Here is an 18,427-nt window from a genome sequence, read left to right as displayed (position 1 = left end):
CCCCAGCCCAGCGTCAATCGGCCCGGTCGACTATGGAAATGCCCGGCAACGGCACCACGAACTTTCCGCCGTCCGCGAAATAACGGGCATGCTTGGCCCGGATCGGGTCGACGTAGCGCCAGGCGAACACGACAACGAACGCCGGCTTGCGCTCGTAAAGGGCCGCGGGCGGCAGGATCGGGATGTCGTAGCCGGGGCCGGCCATCACGTTCCCCTTCTTGGGGTCGTCGTCCACCAGGAAGTCGATCTTGCCCTCCAGGCCGAACTGCGGCAGCAGGGTCGTGGTGCCGACGGAGACGCCATAGCCGGCGACGAGTTGACCGCGCGCGTGGGCGGCATCGGCCATCGCGACCAACTCGTCACGAATGGCAGCGATCCGCTTCACGTAGGGCGCATAATAGGCCGGCTGATCGACGCCGAGCCGGTCTTCCTCGGCGATGAACCGCGCGACCTCCGCCGACGGTTTCTTCGCGCCGCCGGCGCGCTGCACCGTCACGCGGATCGAGCCGCCCTTGGTCCAGATGTGCTGGACGTCGATCACTTCCATCCCGAGCCGCGCGAAGAAGCGCGTCAGCGGCTTGATGTTAAAATACGACAGATGCTCGTGATAGACGGTGTCGAGCAGGTTCTTCTCGGTGACGTCGACGCCGTATTGCGTTTCGAAGACGAACAACCCGTCCGGCGCAAGCACGTCGCGAACCCCGATCACCAGCGGATCGAGATTGTCGACATTGGCGATCATGTTGTTGGCGATCACGACGCTCGCCGCACCGTGGCTTTTCAGGATGCGGTGCCCGACGGCGTCAGTGAAGAAATCGCCGATGGTTTCGATGCCCGCCTCGGTCGCGCGCCGCGCGATGTCGACGGCGGGATCAACGCCCAGCACCCGCATGCCACGCTCCTTGAAGAAGCCGAGCAGCGATCCGTCGTTGCTGCCGAGTTCGACCACCAGCGATCCCGGCGCGATTCCGAAGCGGCTGATGACGTCGCTGGCATAGCCTTCGAAATGCTGCCGCAGCCCGAGCGAGAGCGAGGTGGTGTAGACGTAGTTGCGGTACTGGACCTCCGGATTGCCGACATGGAGAATCTGGAGGTGGCCGCAGTCCCTGCACAGATGCAGCGCCATCGGCACCGCAGCCCTGAAGACGGGATCGTCGACGCTGGCGTCCGGCACCTGGAAGTTCGGCGTGCCAATGGGCATGCCAGCCATCGGGACGACAAGCTCTTGCTTGTCCGAATGACAGAGGCGGCAGGTATGACGGACGTAGAACAGGTTTTTCATCGTGGAACCGGAAAACGGAGAGATGTGCGCGGGTGAGGCAACCCCACCCTGTGAAGATCAAATCGACGGCAAAGGTTCAAGCGGGTCAAGGGTGGCTCGATACCTCCTCGGCCTTCGCCAGCCCGTAATTCGGCGATTGTTCCGCAGCCTTCGCCGCCTTGTCCGCCGAATACGAGCCGCGCTCCGGGCTTGCCAGCCAGATCACGCCGCCTGCAAGACCGATGATCACGCTAACGGCACCCAGCAGGAGCGAAACCGACAGCGCCTCCTCGGAAGGAACTCCGGCAAGGCCGAGGCAAGCGACCATGGCTCCCTCGCGAACGCCCCAGCCGCTGATCGAGATCGGAACGGCCGTCAACAGCACCACCGGCGGAATCAGGATGCCGGCGTCCAGCACCGAGAGCTGCGCCCCGACCCCGCGCGCGAGGGCATAGCAGGCCGCCGCCGTCACGAGATGGATGAGGAGCGCCGATCCGAGGAGCAAGCCGCGGCACGCGGACTGCACGAGAAGAAACCTGACGAGCGTCCCGAACCGAACGAAGCTTGCGATCGCGGGAGGCGCGATGAGGCGCTTCGGCAGACGATCGAGCGTCAACAGCACCACGGTGCCGGCGACGCCCGCCAGCGTCAGCCCGCCGATGGCCAGGATCGCGGCTTGATCGGACACGCGTGACATCAGGAACGGCAATCCGGCCACCATCAACACGACCAGCCCGATCAACGCCGTGAATCGGTCCGCCGCAACCCCCTTGACCGCCTCCGGCCACTGCACGCCACGCTGCCGCAACAGCCACATCCGCACCGCGTCGCCGCCGACCGACGACGGCAGCACCTGGTTGAACCAGAGGCTGATCATGAGGATCCGCCAGCCGGCGAACCAGTCCAGCGACACGCCGAGCGCGCGCATGATCAGCTCCCACCGGCCGTTGAGCACGAAGGTCTGAAAGAAGATCAGCGCCAGCGCGAGAACGAACAGGAACGGGTCGACGGAAACGAGATGAGTGCGCAACCGGCCCAGATCGAGACCGCGCGCGATGTAGGCCAGCACGGCGATCGACAGCAGCAGCTTCACCGAAAACAGAGCCGTCTGTTTGAACCGCGACTGCATCCGATGCCCGCCTCAGGACGCCGGGTATTCCGCGCGACCGATGACGAGGTCGATCGCGGCCATCATCCAGAACTGGTGCGTGGTCTCGACAATGTTGTAGCTGCGGCTGTCCACCCAGAAATTGACGTCGCCGAGATTACGCAGGGGATTCTCCGCATTCATGCCCGACAGCGTAATCACATCGAGCTTCATCGTCCGCGCCTGCGCGACCGCATTGAGAATGTTCTTTGAGCGCCCCGACGAACTGATCGCAACGAGGCAGTCGCCGGCGCGGGCGTTCAGCCGCACGGCGTGCGCGATCCAGTCTTCGAAACCGTAGTCGTTGGCGAGGCACGACATCATGCTTGCATCGCTGAAGCACAGCGCAGGCACTGATGCGTTCTTCGCCAGATCGATCGCCAGATGCGAGGCGATGCCGGCCGAGCCGCCATTGCCGATGAAGATGACGCGACCGCCCTGCTCGCGCGTCCGCAACCAGGTCGCCCGGGTGGCGGAGATCCCCGCAAAAATACCGTCGTCTATCGCCGTCGCGCGATGGAGGCGCCCGACGTAATCGTCGAGGAAGGCCTTGTGATCGGGATCGACGGACTCGGCAGGCATGGGCTGGCGGCTCGATTGCAACATGTCGCCGTGATACCGACTATTACTAGGGATTGCAAAGGTATAATACTTGCAAAGTTTGCGGGCGGCTGGTAGTCGGCTTTCGGGTTTCACTCAACATTGGCGAGCCTGTTTCGCTGGGCATTCGCGTCACGGATGTTCCCCATGAAATGTATCGTTACTGGCGGCGCCGGATTCATTGGAAGTCACCTCGTCGATCGACTCATCGATGACGGCCACGAGGTCATCGCGCTCGACAATTTCGTCATCGGACGTCCCGAGAATCTGTCGTCGCACGCCGGTTCGAGCCGGCTGAAGGTCGTGCGGGCCGACGTCACCGAACTCGAATCGATCAGGCCGCATTTCGACGGCATCGACTGGGTTTTCCATCTCGCGGCGCTGGCCGACATCGTTCCCTCGATCGAGTCTCCGATCCCGTATCATCGCACCAACGTCGACGGCACGGTCAACGTTCTCGAGGCTGCGCGGCAGGCGGGCGTCAGCCGCTTCGTGTACGCGGCGTCGTCGTCCTGCTACGGCATTCCCGACGTCTATCCGACACCGGAGAGCGCCGAGATCCGACCGATGTATCCCTACGCGCTCACCAAGAATCTCGGCGAGCAGTGCGTCATGCACTGGTGCCAGGTCTACAAGCTTCCGGCCGTGGCGCTCCGCCTGTTCAACGTATTCGGGCCGCGCCATCGCACCACGGGCACCTACGGCGCCGTGTTCGGCGTCTTCATGGCGCAGAAGCTCGCCGGCAAGCCCTTCACTGTGGTCGGCGACGGAGAACAGACCCGCGATTTCACCTTCGTCAGTGATGTCGCCGACGCCTTCGTGACCGCCGCGCGCTCCGATATCTCGCACGAGATATTCAACGTCGGCTCGGACAACACCTACAGCGTCAACCGGCTGGTCGAGCTTCTCGGCGGCGACAAGGTCCACATTCCCAAGCGTCCCGGCGAGCCCGACTGCACCTACGCCGACATCACCAAGATCAAGCGGGTCCTGAAATGGACGCCGAAGGTGAAGTTCGAGGACGGCGTCGCGACGATGCTGAAGTCGATGGACCAGTACAAGGACGCGCCTTTGTGGACGGTGGACAAGATCGCCGACGCCACCAAGGGCTGGTTCAAATATCTCGGCGACGAGGACGGCGCGGCGTCCGGCACGCCGCAAAAGGCAAGCCACTGAACAGGTTCGCCAGATATCGTTGCCGCGAATAGATCAATTCCGGGCCGGCCGGCTGAGGCCGGCCGGCGCTTTGGGTATAATACACATGGGTAATGCTTCGACAGACAAGCTGACCGTCCATCCGGCACCGCACGAGAAGATCAAGACGGTCGAGGAACTGGGCGCGATCGCGCGGGCCGCGCAGGCCGAGGGCCGCACCGTTGCGCTGTGCCACGGCGTGTTCGATCTGGTGCATCTCGGCCACGTCCGGCACATCCTGGCGGCGCGCAACGAGGCCGACGTGGTCATCGTGACCGTCACCGCCGACCGTTTCGTCAACAAGGGCCCGGGGCGGCCGATCTTCCCGGAGAGCATGCGCGCCGAGATGCTGGCCGCGCTCGGCACGGTCGACTGGGTCGGCATCAACCAGACCTCGAGCGCCGAGCCGATCCTCGATACCGTGCGCCCCGACATCTACGTGAAGGGCTCGGACTACGAAAATCCCGAGGATGACGTCACCGGCAAGATCGCCACCGAGCGAGAGGCCGTCGAACGCCATGGCGGCCGCATCGTCTTCACGCGCGACGTGACCTTCAGCTCGTCGTCGCTGATGAACCGCTACTTCGACATCTACGATCCCCCTCTGCGCGATTACCTCCAGAAGGTGCGCGAAAGCGGTGGAGGCGAACGCCTGCTGAAGCTGATCGACAAGATCCAGGACATGCACGTCGTGCTGGTCGGCGACACCATCATCGACGAATACCAGTACGTCACGGCGCTCGGAAAGGCTTCGAAGGAAAACATCGTCGCCACCCTGTTCAAGAATGGCGAGCAATTTGCCGGCGGCGTCATTGCCGCGGCCAATCACGTGGCGAGCTTCTGCAAATCGGTGGAGATCGTCACGACGCTGGGTGGCAAGGACTACCCGGAAGAGTTCATCCGCGCGCATGTCCGCCCGAATGTCACGCTCACGCCGATCCGCATTCAGGGCCGCCCGACGACCCGCAAATTGCGGTACGTCGAGCTGGGATATCTGCACAAGCTCTTCGAAGTCTACACCATGGACGACACGCCGCTCGACGAAGCCGAGCGCAAGGAGATCGACCGCATCACCGCCGAGCGCGTTCGCGGCGGGGATGTGGTGATCGTCACCGATTTCGGTCACGGGATGATCGCTCCAAGCACAATCGATGCCCTGATCGCGAACTCCAAGTTCCTGGCGATCAACGCCCAGAGCAACAGCGGAAACCACGGCTACAATCTGATCACGAAGTATCCGCGGGCGGACTACATCTGCATCGACGCGCCGGAAGCGCGGCTGGCCGCCACCGACAAGTTCAGCGACATCGCGTCGGTGATCGAGACCACCCTGCACGGCAAGATCGACTGCGACAACATGATCATCACGCACGGCTCCTTCGGCTGCTACCCCTTCTCGTCGAAGACCGGCGTCGCGCGCGTGCCCGCCTTCACCAAGACCGTCGTCGACACCGTCGGCGCCGGCGATGCGTTCCTGACGATCACGGCGCCGCTGGTTGCCGCCGGCGGCAATATCGAGGACGTCGCCTTCATCGGCAACGCGGCAGGCGCGATCAAGGTCGGCATCGTCGGTCACCGCAACTCGGTCGAAAAGGCCCCGCTGGTCAAGTTTGTCACCGCGTTGCTGAAATAGCGCACAGGAAGAATTCTGGAGAACGATAGTGATTGATCAGAAATGGAACGTGATGGTCACCGGTGGCGCCGGCTATGTCGGCAGCGTGCTGGTTCCCCAGTTGCTGGCAGCGGGCCACAAGGTCACCGTGCTCGACCTGTTCATGTATGGCGAATCCGTCTTCGACGCGGTTCGCAACAATCCGAACCTTCGCCTGATCAAGGGCGACATCCGCGATGAGGCCGCGATCAACGAGGCCCTGCGCGGCAACAACGCGGTGATCCACCTCGCCTGCATCTCCAACGACCCCTCGTTCGAGCTGGACCCTGCGCTCGGCAAGTCCATCAACTACGACTGCTTCCGTCCGATGGTGCGCGCCGCGAAGAAGGCCGGTATCAAGCGCTTCATCTACGCCTCCTCCTCGAGCGTCTACGGCATCAAGGACGAGGCCGAGGTGACCGAGGAGCTGTCCTGCGAGCCGCTCACGGACTACTCGAAGTTCAAGGCGATGTGCGAGACCGACCTCGCCGAAGAGGCCGCGTCCGGCTTCGTCGCCTGCACGGTTCGTCCCGCAACCGTCTGCGGCTACGCACCGCGGCAGCGGCTCGACGTCGTCGTCAATATCCTGACCAATCTTGCGGTCAACACCGGCCGCATCCGCGTGTTCGGCGGAACGCAGCGCCGGCCCAACCTGCACATCGAGGACATGTCCGCGGCCTATCTGTTCCTGCTTCAGCAGGACGACGCGAAGATCGACGGAAAGACCTACAATATCGGCTACGAAAACCACTCGCTGATGAAGATCGCCGACATCGTCAAGTCGGTGGTCGGCAGCAATGTCGACGTGGTCGTCGAGCCGACCGACGATCTGCGCTCGTACCATGTCTCTTCGGAGAAGATCCGCCGCGAGCTCGGATTTGCGCCGACGCACACCATCGAGCAGGCCGTGTCCGGCCTTGTGGATGCCTTCAAGGCCGGCCGCCTGCCGGACTCGCTCAACGACCCCAGGTATTTCAACATCAAGATGATGCAGAACATCAGCCTGAAGTGAGCGGCGTGCGGATCGGCATCGATTTCGACAACACGATCATCTGCTACGACAAGGTCTTTGCCGCCGTCGCGCGTCAGCGTGGGCTGGTGCCGGAGGGCTGGGAGGGGCTGAAGACCGACGTGCGGGATCATCTGCGATCCCGCGCGGGCGGCGAGCTTGCCTGGCAAGGGCTGCAAGGCTTCGTCTACGGCAAGGGCATTGGCGGCGCCGAAATCTATCCGGGGGTGCGGGAATTCCTGGCGGCGTGCAGGCAGGCCGGCGCGAAGGTCTACATCGTGAGCCACAAGACCCGGTTCGGCCACCAGGACCCCGACCGCACCGACCTGCGTGACGCCGCGCGCGGCTGGCTGCGGGAGGCTGGCCTGATCGACGCTGCGGACGCGGCGCTGGCCGTCGGCGACGTCTATTTCGAGGACACGCTGGCCGGCAAGGTCGAGAGACTTGCGAGCCTGGAGCTCGACGTCTTCATCGACGATCTCGTCGAGGTCTTCGAGCAACCGCATTTTCCGAAGGCCACGCGATCGATCCTGTTCACGCGTTCGCAGCCTCCCCACCCCGAACACTGCAAGCCGATCGCGACATGGGCCGGCATCCGCCGCGAGGTGTTTGCGGAATGAGCGAGCCCGACATCAGCGCGCCGGATGCAATGGCGGTCGGCAGCCGCCTGGCGGGGGCGCGGGTCGCGGCCGTCCAACCGGCGCGGGCCGGCGGCAACAACAGGGTGTTTCGGCTGGAGATGGCAGAGGGACCCCCCCTCGCCCTGAAGCATTATCCGTCCGACGGGCGCGATCGCCTGGGCCAGGAATATGACGCGCTCTCGTTTCTGTCGCGCCACGGCATCACGTCGACGCCACGGCCGATCGCGAAGGACGCGGATGCGTTCTGCGCATTGTATGAATGGTTCGACGGCGAGGCGGCGGTCCTGCACCCCCACGGCGACGATGCCGACCAGCTGGCCGAGTTCCTGGTCGCGCTGCAAAAGCTGCGAGACGCCGAGGGCGCCGGGACTCTGCGGAACGCGTCAGCCAGTATCTTTTCGCCCGAGGAAGCGATTGCCCAATACGAGCAGCGGCTGGACGGACTGAGGCGCGCCTCGGATGATCATCCGAACCTGCGCGCCTTCATGGACGACAGCCTGATTCCCAGCACGGCCATCGCGATCCGGCAGCTCCGCCGTCGCTATGCGGAACTCGGCTGGGATCCCGCAGCGGACATTGCGCCCGAACATCGCGCATTGAGCCCCTCCGATTTCGGACTGCACAACGCGCTGCGCGCCGCGGACGGCCGGCTGCGCTTCATCGACTTCGAATATTTCGGCTGGGACGATCCGGTCAAGCTGGTGTCCGACACCGCGATTCACCCCGGCAGCGATCTGCCCGAAGCCGAAGCAAATCGGTTGACCGAACGCCTCACGCAAGCTTTCGCGGCTAGGGATGACGCGTTTGCGATCCGCCTTGACGTACTGTATCCTGTGTTTGGGGCGATTTGGTGCCTGATTGTCCTGAATACCTATTTGCCGGAAAGCCGCTCCCGGCGCGCCTTGGCTGCGCAAGGTGGCGACCTGACGGTCCGCCTCGCCGGTCAGCTCGACAAAGCCCGCCGGCTCCATCAAACGATTTGCCAACGTGATCCAGATCTCACCCCACGCTGAAGCCGCCCTCACCTGCACGCTCGACGAGCGCAGCCTTTACTTGCGCCGCCTGGTGCTCGGATCCGTCCGCTCGGCGGGACGCGGACATGTCGGTCCTGCGCTGTCGCTGATCGAGATGGTCCGCGTGCTCTACGACGACGTGCTGCGGATCGATCCGAACAACCCGCGCGATCCGGACCGCGACCGCGCGATCCTCAGCAAGGGACACGGTTGCCTGGCGCTCTATGCGCTGTTGGCCGACCGCGGCTTCTTCCCCCTGTCGGAGCTGGAGGGCTTTTGCGGCCCAGACAGCATTCTGGGCGGACATCCCGAATACGGAATGGTGCCGGGGGTCGAAGCCTCGACCGGCGCGCTTGGACATGGCCTGTCGATCGGTGTCGGCCTTGCGCTCGCTGCGCGCATGCGCGAGCGCACCTACCGCACCTTCGTCCTGCTCGGCGACGGCGAGATCAACGAGGGATCGGTGTGGGAGGCTGCAATGGGCGCGGCCAAGCACGGGCTCGACAACCTGGTCGCGCTGATCGACTACAACAAGCTCCAGAGCTACGGGCCCACCGACTACGTCCTGCCGCTGGAGCCCCTCGCGGACAAGTGGCGCAGCTTCGGCTTTGCCGTGCAGGAGCTCAACGGCCATGACGTCGGCGCTCTGCGCACCGTCCTGAAGCAGGTCCCGCCCGTTGCGGGCAAACCCACCGCGATCATCTGCCATACCGTCAAGGGCAAGGGTCTGCCGGCCGCAGAATCCAACGCCGATTGGCATCACAAGAACAAGCTGACCGACAGCGAGCTCGACGCGATTCGCGTAGCTGTCGGCGATTTTTGATCGGCACCCCATGCGCAACACCGCCATGAACATGGTCCACAAGCTCGCCGCGCGCGACGAGCGTGTGCTTTACATCGGCTCCGATCCCGGCGCGGGCACCTTGCGCGCGATGAGCAAGGAGTTTCCGAAGCGCCATCTGATCGAGGGCATCTCGGAAGCGCACATCATCGGCATGTCGGCCGGCCTCGCGATGGAGGGCTTCGTGCCCTACGTCAACACCATCGCGACGTTCCTCACCCGCCGCTGCTACGAGCAGGTGGCCGTCGACCTCTGCCTGCACAATCTGCCGGTGCGGCTGATCGCCAACGGCGGCGGGCTCGTCTATGCGCCGCTCGGCCCCACCCACCAGGCGATCGAGGACATCGCCATCATGCGGGCGCTGCCCAACATGACGGTAGTCTGCCCGTGCGATGCCGACGAAGCGGCACGGCTGATGGAGCAGACCCTCGACTGGACCGGGCCGATCTACATCCGCCTGGGAAAAGGCGGCGACGCCATCGTCTCGAAGGCCGAGCACGGCTTTGAGATCGGCAAGGCCATCCTGATGCGCCCGCCGGGTGACGTCCTCATGGTGACCACCGGGATCATGCTTCAGCGAGCGCTGGCCGCAGCCGACCTGCTGGCCGCACAAGGCGTCCGCGCGGGCATCCTGCACATGCATACCGTCAAGCCGCTCGACACCGAGGCGCTGCTGCAAGCGATCCGCGGCACCAAGCTCGTGGCGACTCTCGAGGAGCATGTCCCGTCCGGCGGCCTCGGCAGCGCGGTCGCGGAGACGCTGATCGACAAGCTCGGATCAGGCCTGCCGGCGATGCTGCGGCTGTCGCTGCCGGACCGCTTCATGCACAATTACGGCTCGCAGGACTCGCTGCTCAAGAAGCACGGGCTTTCCGCCGGCGCCATTGCCACCTCGATCGAGCGCGCACTTGCCGCCTCGCACACCTCCTCCCCTCAACTCCATTCCACCTGACGGGTCACATGTACGACGTTCGATATTCCTATCTGCTCGAGCAATTCTCCGACCCCGCCCCGATCCTGGCCGAGATCGGCCGTCTCGTGGCGACCGGCGACTTCACCCTTGGCAAGCCTGTCGCTGAATTCGAGAAGCGTTTTGCGGAGCTGATCGGCGTGCGTCACGCCATCGGCGTCGGATCGGGCACCGACGCGCTCAAGCTGCCGCTCAAGGCGCTCGGCATTGGCCATGGCGATGAAGTCATCACCGCCGCCAACACCTTCATCGCCACCGTCGGCGCGATCGCCGAGACCGGCGCGACGCCCGTGCTCATCGATTGCGACGATTCCTTCTGCATGAATGTCGACCAAGTCGAGGCCGCGATCACGAAGAAGACGAAGGCGATCATGCCGGTTCAATTGACCGGCGAGGTCACCGACATGGGCAAGCTGATGCCGATTGCGCAGCGCCACAACCTTCCCGTCGTCGAGGACGCCTGCCAGGGCATCCTCTCGGAGTTCGCGGGAAAGCGCTCCGGCACCCACGGCATCGCGGCCGGCTTCTCCCTGCATCCGCTCAAGAACCTCAACGTCTGGGGCGATGCCGGCGTCGTCGTCACCAATGACGACGGCATGAACGAGAAGCTCCGTCTGATCCGCAACCACGGCATGAAGAACCGCGACGAGATCGCGATCCTCGGCTGCAACTCGCGGCTGGATTCCCTCCAGGCGGTGGTCGGCAACTGGCTGATCGGCCAGACCAGCGAGATCACGCGGCGCCGGATCGAGAACGCGGCCTATTACGACGCGGGGCTCGCCGGCCTGCCCGGCCTGCGCGTCCCGCCGCGCCGGCCCAACGTGAAGCACGTCTATCACCTTTACATGGTGTTCGCCGAGCGTCGCGACGAGCTCTATCAGTACTGCCTGGACAACGGCATCGAAGCCAAGATCCACTATCCGATCCCGCTGTACCAGCAGGAAGGCCTCAAGCATCTCGGTTACGCCCCGGGAACGTTCCCGGTCACCGACCGTCATGCCAAGGAAGTCATCAGCTTCCCGGTGGACCAGCACCTGACACGCGCGCAGCAGGATCGCGTCATCGAGACTGTCAGGAAGTTCTGCCATGGACGCTGACACCGGCCGACGGCGCATCGGTTACGTCAATCTTCCGGCGCAATTCGAGGAAGAGCGCGCCGAGATCATGCAGGCGGTCGAGGGCGTCTTCCAGCGAGGCGATTTCATCGGCGGGGCGGCGGTCGGAAAGCTCGAAGAAGAGCTGTCCGCCTATCTCGGCTCGCCGCATGTCGTGACGCTGAATTCCGGCACCGATGCGCTGATCCTCGCGATGAGGGCGCTCAACATCGGTCCCGGCGACGAGGTCATCACGCCGCCGAATTCGTTCGTGGCATCGACCGCCGCGATCATCGCAGTCGGCGCCTCGCCGGTCTTTGCGGACGTGCTGCCGGACCAGAACATCGATCCGGCCGCGGTCGAGGCCGCCGTCACGCCGCGGACCAAGGCGATCATGCCGGTGCACCTGACCGGGCGCATGGCCGACATGACCCCACTGATGGCGATCGCCGCCAAGCACGCTCTCGCCGTGATCGAGGACAGCGCCCAGGCCGTCGGCTCGACCTATGACGGGCGGATGAGCGGCACCATCGGAACGTTCGGCTGCTTCTCCGCGCATCCCCTGAAGAATCTCAATGCCGCGGGCGATGCCGGCTTCCTCGTCGCCGCCGACGCCGAGCTAGCCGCACGAATTCGTCGCCTGCGCAATCACGGCCTGATCAACCGCAGCGACGTCCAGGAATGGGGCATCGTATCGCGGCTCGACACGCTTCAGGCGGAAGTGCTGCGAATCCGCCTGCGCCATTTGCCGTCGGTGATCGAGCGCCGGCGGCGCAACGCCGCGCAATACCGCGCCGAGCTTGCAGGCCTGCCCCTGTTCATTCCGCCCTGCCGCAACATCGAGTTCAATACGTTCCACACCTTCGTGGTGCAAACTGACCGCCGCAACGACTTCCAGAAATATCTTGCCGACAAGGGCATCGAGACCGCGATCCACTATCCGGTGCCGATCCACCTTCAGCCGGCGGCAGCGCATCTTGGTCTGGGGCGCGGCGCGTTTCCGGTGACCGAGCGGCAGGCGGATCAGATCCTCACGCTCCCGATCAATCAGTTCCTCTCGGCCGCCGATATCAGTTATATTTGCGCGACCGCCCGGGAGTATTTTGCATGACGGATACGGACTTCCTCCAGGCCGAAGAGCAGGCGCTGGCGCAGCGCTTCATCGACGACGGCTTCGTCACGACGCCGGCCGACGACCGCCCCGGGCTCGACCGGATCCAGCGGCGCGCCGCTGAACTTGCCGCCGACTATCTGAAGCTGCCGCACAGCAATGATCCCTATGCGATGCTCGACGGCATCCATACGCGCGTGAGCGTCGACGATCTCAACGGCCTGCGGCTCCACGTCTTCAACGGCCTCAACGCCGAGCCCTGGTTCCGGCCGACCTATTTCCGTCTGGCGCGCTCGACGATCGAGACCATCGTCGGCAACGAGCTCTGCATGCAGCGCCGCGTCAACCTCAGCATCCAGATGCCCGGCGACGATTCCTCGCTGCTCGCCACCCATTCCGACGTCTGGTCGGGCGACTCGCCGTTCGAGGTCGTGGTGTGGGTGCCGCTGGTGGACGTCCACCGCACCAAAGCGATGTATCTGCTACCCCCGTCCCTGAACGGCGACATGCAGGATCGGATGGCGAGCCTGCGCAGCGCTGAGGAGCTGTACAAGACGATCAAGCCGCACGCGACCTTCATCGAGATTCCCTACGGTCACGTGATGCTGTTCAACCAGACCCTGATGCACGGCAATCGCATCAACGAGGAGCCCGGCACGCGCTGGAGCATGAACTGCCGGTTCAAGAGCATCATGTCGCCCTACGCGGACAAGCGCTTCGGCGAGTTCTTCGAGCCGATCCTGCTGCGCCCGGCGACACGGGTCGGCATGCAATACAAGCTGCCGGGAGGCTTCCATGGCTGAGCGAGCCGGCCATCGCGGCTACATCGGCGCCCGGCCGCTGAACGGCAGCCGCTCCCCTCAGCACGTCCAGAACATCGTGATCCGCGACTACGCGCGGCGCAAGAACCTGCAATACCTGCTCAGCGCCGTCGAGCACATCATGCCCGGCAGCTACATGGTGCTCGAGGACATCCTGGACGAGCTGCCCCGCTTGAACGGCCTGATCCTCTACAGCATCTTCATGCTGCCGCCCGACGAGGCACGACGGCGGGAGATTTACGACCGCGTGCTGCGCGAGGGCTGCGATCTTCACGCAGCCGTCGAGGAGATCACGCTTTCGTCGCGGGACGGCATTCAGGCCGTCGAGGACATCCTGCTCGTCAATAAATTCGCGACCATCCTGTGACGATGTCGCGGACCGGTCTACGATCATGACCGAGATCAACCTGCTCCAGCCGATGCACGCATCGACCAAGCGGAACTACGTTCAGCGCGTGGTCGAGCATGACAAGGCCGAATCCGCCACCGTGGCGCGGCAATGGGGCCGCGACTACTGGGACGGCGACCGCCGTTACGGCTATGGCGGCTATCGCTACGACGGACGGTGGCGCCCGCTCGCCCAGACCCTGATCGACCGCTACGGCATCAAGCCGGGCATGAGCGTGCTCGATATCGGTTGCGGCAAGGGCTATCTGCTCTACGAGTTCACCCAGCTCGTCCCCGACCTCACGATCGCAGGCATCGACGTCTCCGAGTATGGCATCGCCAACGCCAAGGAGGAGGTGCGGCCGCACCTGAAGGTCGGCAGCGCCGTCGAGCTGCCCTACCCCGACTACGGCTTCGATCTCGTGGTGTCGCTCGGCGTGCTGCACAACCTTCCGCTCGAGGACGTCTTCCGCGCGGTGTCGGAGATCGAGCGTGTCGGACGCGGCGCTTCGAAATATCTGATGGTGGAATCGTTCCGCAACGAGCGCGAGAAGGCAAATCTGCTCTACTGGCAGCTCACCTGCCTGAGCTTCCACGGTCCGGAAACATGGGCCTGGATCTACGACAAATGCGGGTATCGAGGCGACCATGGGTTCATCTTCTTCGAATGAGACGGCCAGCCTGGGCCGGCCGACCTCGCTGCGTGCGCAGAATCCGGAAGTGTACTATTCGGACGACGCCATCGTCACGGCGGACGATGCCACGATCGCTGAGCTGAAGCGCATCGCCGCCGGCAACCCGCGCCTGCGCAGCCGGCTGTGCACGCATCCCGATCCCTCGTCCGGCCTGCACGAGATGCTGATCGTGCATCATCGCGAGGCCTATGTGCGGCCCCACAAGCATTTTGGCAAACCTGAATCGTTTCACGTGATCGAGGGTACGGCGCAGGTCGTGATCTTCGAAGATGACGGCCGCATTCGCGACGTGCTCGAGATGGCACCATACGGCCAGGGCAAGCGCTGCTATTACCGGATGCCCGAACAGGTCTTCCACTCGATCCTGATCACCTCGGAATGGCTGGTGTTTCACGAGACCACCGCCGGTCCCTTCGACCCCTCCCGCACGGCATTTCCCGACTGGGCGCCGGATGGCAGCGAAGCCGCCGCGGTCCAGGACTATGTCACAAAGACTGGCGCGCTCGCCGCAGAGCATCTGGCCCGCAAATAGAGTTCGACCTGCTATCGCTGCTCGACGATCCCACCGTGAATGATCGAGGACGAAACTAGACGATGAAGCAGCCTGCAAAAGCATTGGTGACCCTCGTCAAGTTCGCTGTCTCGATCGGAATCCTCGCATGGCTCTTGCGTGGCCAGGACCTGTCATCCCTTGAGGCCGATCTTCTCGCCGTCAAATTGGAGATGCTGGCGCTCGCGGTGTTGCTGCTGTTCGCCCAGACTTTCGTGCTCTGTCACCGGTGGATGCTGATCCTGCGCGCGATGGGCGTGCCGCTGGATTGGCTGGCGGGCTGGCGTATTCTCATCGTCAGCACCTTTTCCAATCAGGTGCTGCCCGCCGGCGGTGACGCGGTCCGCATCTGGATGTTGCGGCGGAATGGCGTGCAATGGTCGCAAACGATCGGCAGCATCGTGGCCGATCGCTTCATCGCGCTGCTGGCGCTTGTCGCCGTCTTATTGGCAGGAATGCCGTTCCTGTTCCCACGGATCAGCGACAACTCACTCCTTTCCGCGATCGTTATCGTTCTCGTCTTTGGATGCCTCGGCACGATCGCCCTGGCCACGCTGGATTGGTGGCCAGCTCGCATGATCGCGGCGCTGCCGGCCAAGATCGTACAATTCGCGAGGCTCGTCAGGGCTCCGTTGCTGGCGAGTAATGGACGCGGAACGCTGATCGTATCCGCCGTCCTCATCCATCTGATCACGGTCGCAGCCTGTTATGTCCTCGCGATTGGAATGGAGGCGCAACTTTCCGCGCGCGATGCGTTCGTTCTCGTCCCACTTGTCATTCTATCGTCCGCGGTCCCGATCTCGATCGGAGGATGGGGCGTTCGCGAGGGGGCGATGGTTGCTGCACTCAGCCTGGCGGGAATCTCCTCCGACAAGGCGCTCGCGATATCGGTCTTGCTGGGTCTCGGCTCCCTGACCGTGGGACTGTTCGGCGGTTTGGTATGGCTGCTCGCTCCGGAGCGAGCCAATTTCACCCCCGACAAGAGCCGCGCCATCGCCGAGCAGGCCGACGCCGCGTCGATCTAGCAATGGGCAGCGGCAGATCAGATCAGGCGATGGCAGTGCGCTTGCGCACCATCGTCGAGACGTGGTGGTGGCGGATCCTGATCCTTGCGCCGGCCGCGCTCTCCATCTCGTGCCTGAATCGAAGCGGCACCTACCGCGCGTTGATATTCGATGGCGGCTGGATCGCACAGACGTACGTCGTTTCTTGGCTCGTTCTTACACCGTATCTCGGCTGGGTCGTGATCGCCACCGGGCGCCTGACTTACGCACTGATCAGGCACGAGGCCGCCCGGCGCGTCGATGAGTTCTTCGTTGGGGCAGCTATGCTGATCCTGATCGGGTTGGGACTCGGCGCAATTTCCCTCCTGTATCCGCAGCTCGTTCTCGGGCTGATGGTCGCGGCCTTGCTGTGGGACACACGCAGCCTCAGAACGCCACGCCGGATCGAGACAAACTACGCCGCGCTCGCGATGTTGCTGCTCGGCGTCTGGCTTCTGGGAGCGGTCTTCCTCGATCGCGCCGTCATACCGGACGTCATTTCGACCGACGTTCAGCAGCTCTACGCACCCTATCTTGCAGAGGTTGCGAGAAATCACAGCATCTGGCTTGCGGCTGACAATCCCATCTTCTCCGACTTCGAGATCGGTCACGGCAACGGGCTACATCTGCTGCTGGCGACGTTTCTCCCGCCCCATGTCGCCCAGATCATTTCGTTTCTCTACTTCGTCGGAATCGGAGCAGTTATCTTCGAGCTCATCCGCATGCTCATACCGCTACGGGCGTTCGGACCCGGATGGGATCAAGCGGCAATACCAATGGCGCTCGGCGTCGCGATCCTCGGGCTGGCGTGGGACTCCGGTCTCCACGTCATGGAATTTGGGAAGTACCATCTCCAGACGGCAGCATTCTGCTTCTATTTCCTGCTGGTCGTCATTCGATCCTGCGAAGGCAGAGACAGGCTTGCCGCCGGGATTTGCGCCTTTGCTTTCGCGTTGTCTTATCCGCTTTATGCAGTTTTCGCATTCTTGATCTCCGGATTGGGCGTGCTTGCCAAGGCGCTCCAACGCGATCGATCGGGCATCGCCATGGGCATGACGCTAGGATTGAGCGCGGCCGCCGGGTGCATGGTCGCTTTTGCAAGCAACTATTTCTATCTCGGAATTCCGGCAACCAATCCCTACTCGATCTTCCGGCATGTCGTGTCGATAGACCGGTTTTCGCACTTCGGAAGCCTCGACATCCTCGACTATTTCGTGCTGGCCCAGTCCGTTGGAGTGAGCGACTTTTCCATTGGATCGGGACTGATGGCAGCGACCAAACTGGTGAAGACCGTCTTCGAGGCCGCTGCTTTCCTCGTGATGATATCTTGCGTAGTTTCGTTCGCCGACTCAAAGCTTCTGCCCGGTCGATCCTCGGCCCTCAGGGCGCCGTCGTCGGGCACGGCCGCAGGACTCTTCGTCCTCGTCGCCTACCTCGTCAGTGTCCGGCTCCTCGATGCGACACTGCAGATTCCGAGCCTGATGAGATTGTCGTTCCATGTGAACGCGCTGATCCCCGTCGCGAGCGTCGCTGTCGCTTTCGGGGGACTGGCAATCGCATCGCGATTGGCTCCAGGCTGGTTTACCGGGCGCCTCGCTCCGCACATCGCGGTCCTGACGCTCTTCCTGGTTTGCGCCTGGACAATCCGCGCATATCCCTGGCGCAGCTTCAACGCCGACGGCGCCATGCTTTTCGTAAAGGGGCGCCCGCTCGATCAAATGCCCCGTGTCAGCGCCGACTGGCGCCGGTGCGACGGACTACAGCAATCAACGGGTTCCGATCGCATCCTCGCCCTGAACGGCTACCGGGCAATGGTGCCCTGCTATTTTTCGCCGCTGCTCACGCGTGGCAAAGTCATCCACACCTATCAGAGCGACGTCGCACGCGACTTCAGGAAGATCGCACTTGGGACCGCCGATACGGCAGAAGCTACCCTCCGGTCGCTTGGAGTGAAGCTGTTCTATGTCCAGAAGCAGAATTGCGACTTCTGGCTCAACGGCTTCTCCGACCTGTTTCAAAAGGCCGAGCTGGAAAGGCGATTCGCTGTTCATAGCGAGACGCCGCACTATTGGCTGTTGACGTGGAAAGACGGCGATCAAACATTGAGCCCGCAGGTCGAGGCCGGCATTTCAGCGCTACGGACGAAATCGAAGGACATCTACCGGGAGGCCTATGGCACGGAGCCGTTCGAGGTGGTGAAGCGCCGCTCGACCCTTGCCGGCAAGCGAGGAGACATCGCCGCTCTCGGTCAGCTCTCCACCTGCCAATAGGTCATGCGCTACCGCGATCGCCCCGGTTCCGCGCATGTTCGGCGACACGGCGATCTGCAACCTCGAGCTCTCGCCGCAGGCCAAATGCGGCCGTCGGAGGATTCGGCCCACAAAAGGCTGCGAGTACCG

Annotated in this window: 18 protein-coding genes; 15 read left to right on the top strand and 3 right to left on the bottom strand. The window is 63.6% G+C overall.

The genetic code is table 11. The features are described from left to right. Positions 1-13: 13 nt before the first annotated feature. The 3 genes from BM118_RS37310 to BM118_RS37300 form a co-directional block, all read right to left on the bottom strand. Positions 14-1,282, bottom strand: a complete 1,269-nt coding sequence (locus BM118_RS37310; protein WP_092192666.1) for a class I SAM-dependent methyltransferase — start codon at positions 1,280-1,282, stop codon at positions 14-16. Positions 1,283-1,367: 85 nt separating this feature from the next. Beyond that, complete coding sequence (locus BM118_RS37305; protein ID WP_092192664.1) at positions 1,368-2,390, bottom strand: lysylphosphatidylglycerol synthase transmembrane domain-containing protein; 1,023 nt, start codon at positions 2,388-2,390, stop codon at positions 1,368-1,370. Positions 2,391-2,402: 12 nt separating this feature from the next. Continuing rightward, entirely contained in the window at positions 2,403-3,104 is a 702-nt protein-coding gene (locus BM118_RS37300) for an SIS domain-containing protein (RefSeq protein ID WP_244550330.1), read from the bottom strand. A 51-nt stretch (positions 3,105-3,155) separates the two neighbouring features. Here BM118_RS37300 and BM118_RS37295 point away from each other — a divergent pair, with 51 nt between their 5' ends. The 15 genes from BM118_RS37295 (at position 3,156) to BM118_RS37225 (ending at position 18,298) form a co-directional block, all read left to right on the top strand. Next, positions 3,156-4,184 carry an SDR family oxidoreductase gene (locus BM118_RS37295; protein ID WP_092192756.1) on the top strand — a complete coding sequence of 343 codons (1,029 nt, stop codon included), beginning with the start codon at positions 3,156-3,158 and terminating at the stop codon, positions 4,182-4,184. Positions 4,185-4,269: 85 nt separating this feature from the next. Further along, positions 4,270-5,835, top strand: a complete 1,566-nt coding sequence (locus BM118_RS37290; protein ID WP_092192660.1) for a PfkB family carbohydrate kinase — start codon at positions 4,270-4,272, stop codon at positions 5,833-5,835. A gap of 28 nt (positions 5,836-5,863) precedes the next feature. Further along, positions 5,864-6,865, top strand: a complete 1,002-nt coding sequence (locus BM118_RS37285; protein ID WP_092192658.1) for an NAD-dependent epimerase/dehydratase family protein — start codon at positions 5,864-5,866, stop codon at positions 6,863-6,865. Between the two features lie 5 nt (positions 6,866-6,870). After that, complete coding sequence (locus BM118_RS37280; protein ID WP_244550329.1) at positions 6,871-7,482, top strand: HAD family hydrolase; 612 nt, start codon at positions 6,871-6,873, stop codon at positions 7,480-7,482. Continuing rightward, entirely contained in the window at positions 7,479-8,516 is a 1,038-nt protein-coding gene (locus BM118_RS37275; protein ID WP_244550328.1) for an aminoglycoside phosphotransferase family protein, read from the top strand. The genes BM118_RS37280 and BM118_RS37275 overlap by 4 nt, the downstream gene beginning before the upstream one ends. Then, a complete protein-coding gene (locus tag BM118_RS37270; protein WP_092192653.1) occupies positions 8,491-9,339 on the top strand; it encodes a transketolase in 849 nt (282 codons plus the stop codon). Before BM118_RS37275 ends, BM118_RS37270 begins: the two co-directional genes overlap by 26 nt. Before the next feature lie 10 nt (positions 9,340-9,349). Next, positions 9,350-10,309, top strand: coding sequence for a transketolase family protein (locus BM118_RS37265; RefSeq protein ID WP_092192651.1), 960 nt, complete (start codon positions 9,350-9,352; stop codon positions 10,307-10,309). Between the two features lie 8 nt (positions 10,310-10,317). Next, positions 10,318-11,424 carry a DegT/DnrJ/EryC1/StrS family aminotransferase gene (locus BM118_RS37260; protein ID WP_092192649.1) on the top strand — a complete coding sequence of 369 codons (1,107 nt, stop codon included), beginning with the start codon at positions 10,318-10,320 and terminating at the stop codon, positions 11,422-11,424. Further along, complete coding sequence (locus tag BM118_RS37255; protein ID WP_092192647.1) at positions 11,414-12,532, top strand: DegT/DnrJ/EryC1/StrS family aminotransferase; 1,119 nt, start codon at positions 11,414-11,416, stop codon at positions 12,530-12,532. Before BM118_RS37260 ends, BM118_RS37255 begins: the two co-directional genes overlap by 11 nt. Continuing rightward, positions 12,529-13,335: a sporadic carbohydrate cluster 2OG-Fe(II) oxygenase gene (locus BM118_RS37250; protein ID WP_092192645.1), complete on the top strand. Its 807-nt coding sequence runs from the start codon at positions 12,529-12,531 to the stop codon at positions 13,333-13,335. The genes BM118_RS37255 and BM118_RS37250 overlap by 4 nt, the downstream gene beginning before the upstream one ends. After that, positions 13,328-13,720, top strand: a complete 393-nt coding sequence (locus BM118_RS37245; protein ID WP_092192643.1) for an LIC12192 family sporadic carbohydrate cluster protein — start codon at positions 13,328-13,330, stop codon at positions 13,718-13,720. The genes BM118_RS37250 and BM118_RS37245 overlap by 8 nt, the downstream gene beginning before the upstream one ends. A 25-nt stretch (positions 13,721-13,745) precedes the next feature. Then, positions 13,746-14,411, top strand: coding sequence for a class I SAM-dependent methyltransferase (locus BM118_RS37240; protein ID WP_092192641.1), 666 nt, complete (start codon positions 13,746-13,748; stop codon positions 14,409-14,411). Then, positions 14,389-14,967, top strand: coding sequence for a WbuC family cupin fold metalloprotein (locus BM118_RS37235; protein ID WP_092192639.1), 579 nt, complete (start codon positions 14,389-14,391; stop codon positions 14,965-14,967). Before BM118_RS37240 ends, BM118_RS37235 begins: the two co-directional genes overlap by 23 nt. 62 nt (positions 14,968-15,029) lie before the next feature. After that, complete coding sequence (locus BM118_RS37230; RefSeq protein WP_092192637.1) at positions 15,030-16,010, top strand: lysylphosphatidylglycerol synthase transmembrane domain-containing protein; 981 nt, start codon at positions 15,030-15,032, stop codon at positions 16,008-16,010. A 29-nt stretch (positions 16,011-16,039) separates the two neighbouring features. After that, positions 16,040-18,298 (top strand): hypothetical protein, encoded by a 2,259-nt coding sequence (locus BM118_RS37225; protein WP_244550327.1) that lies wholly within the window; start codon positions 16,040-16,042, stop codon positions 18,296-18,298. The last annotated feature ends 129 nt before the right edge of the window (positions 18,299-18,427 follow it).

This window comes from Bradyrhizobium sp. cf659, assembly GCF_900113725.1.
GTDB lineage: Bacteria > Pseudomonadota > Alphaproteobacteria > Rhizobiales > Xanthobacteraceae > Bradyrhizobium.
The sequence above is the reverse complement of the archived record's forward strand: the minus strand, read 5'-3'. Positions and strand labels throughout refer to the sequence as shown.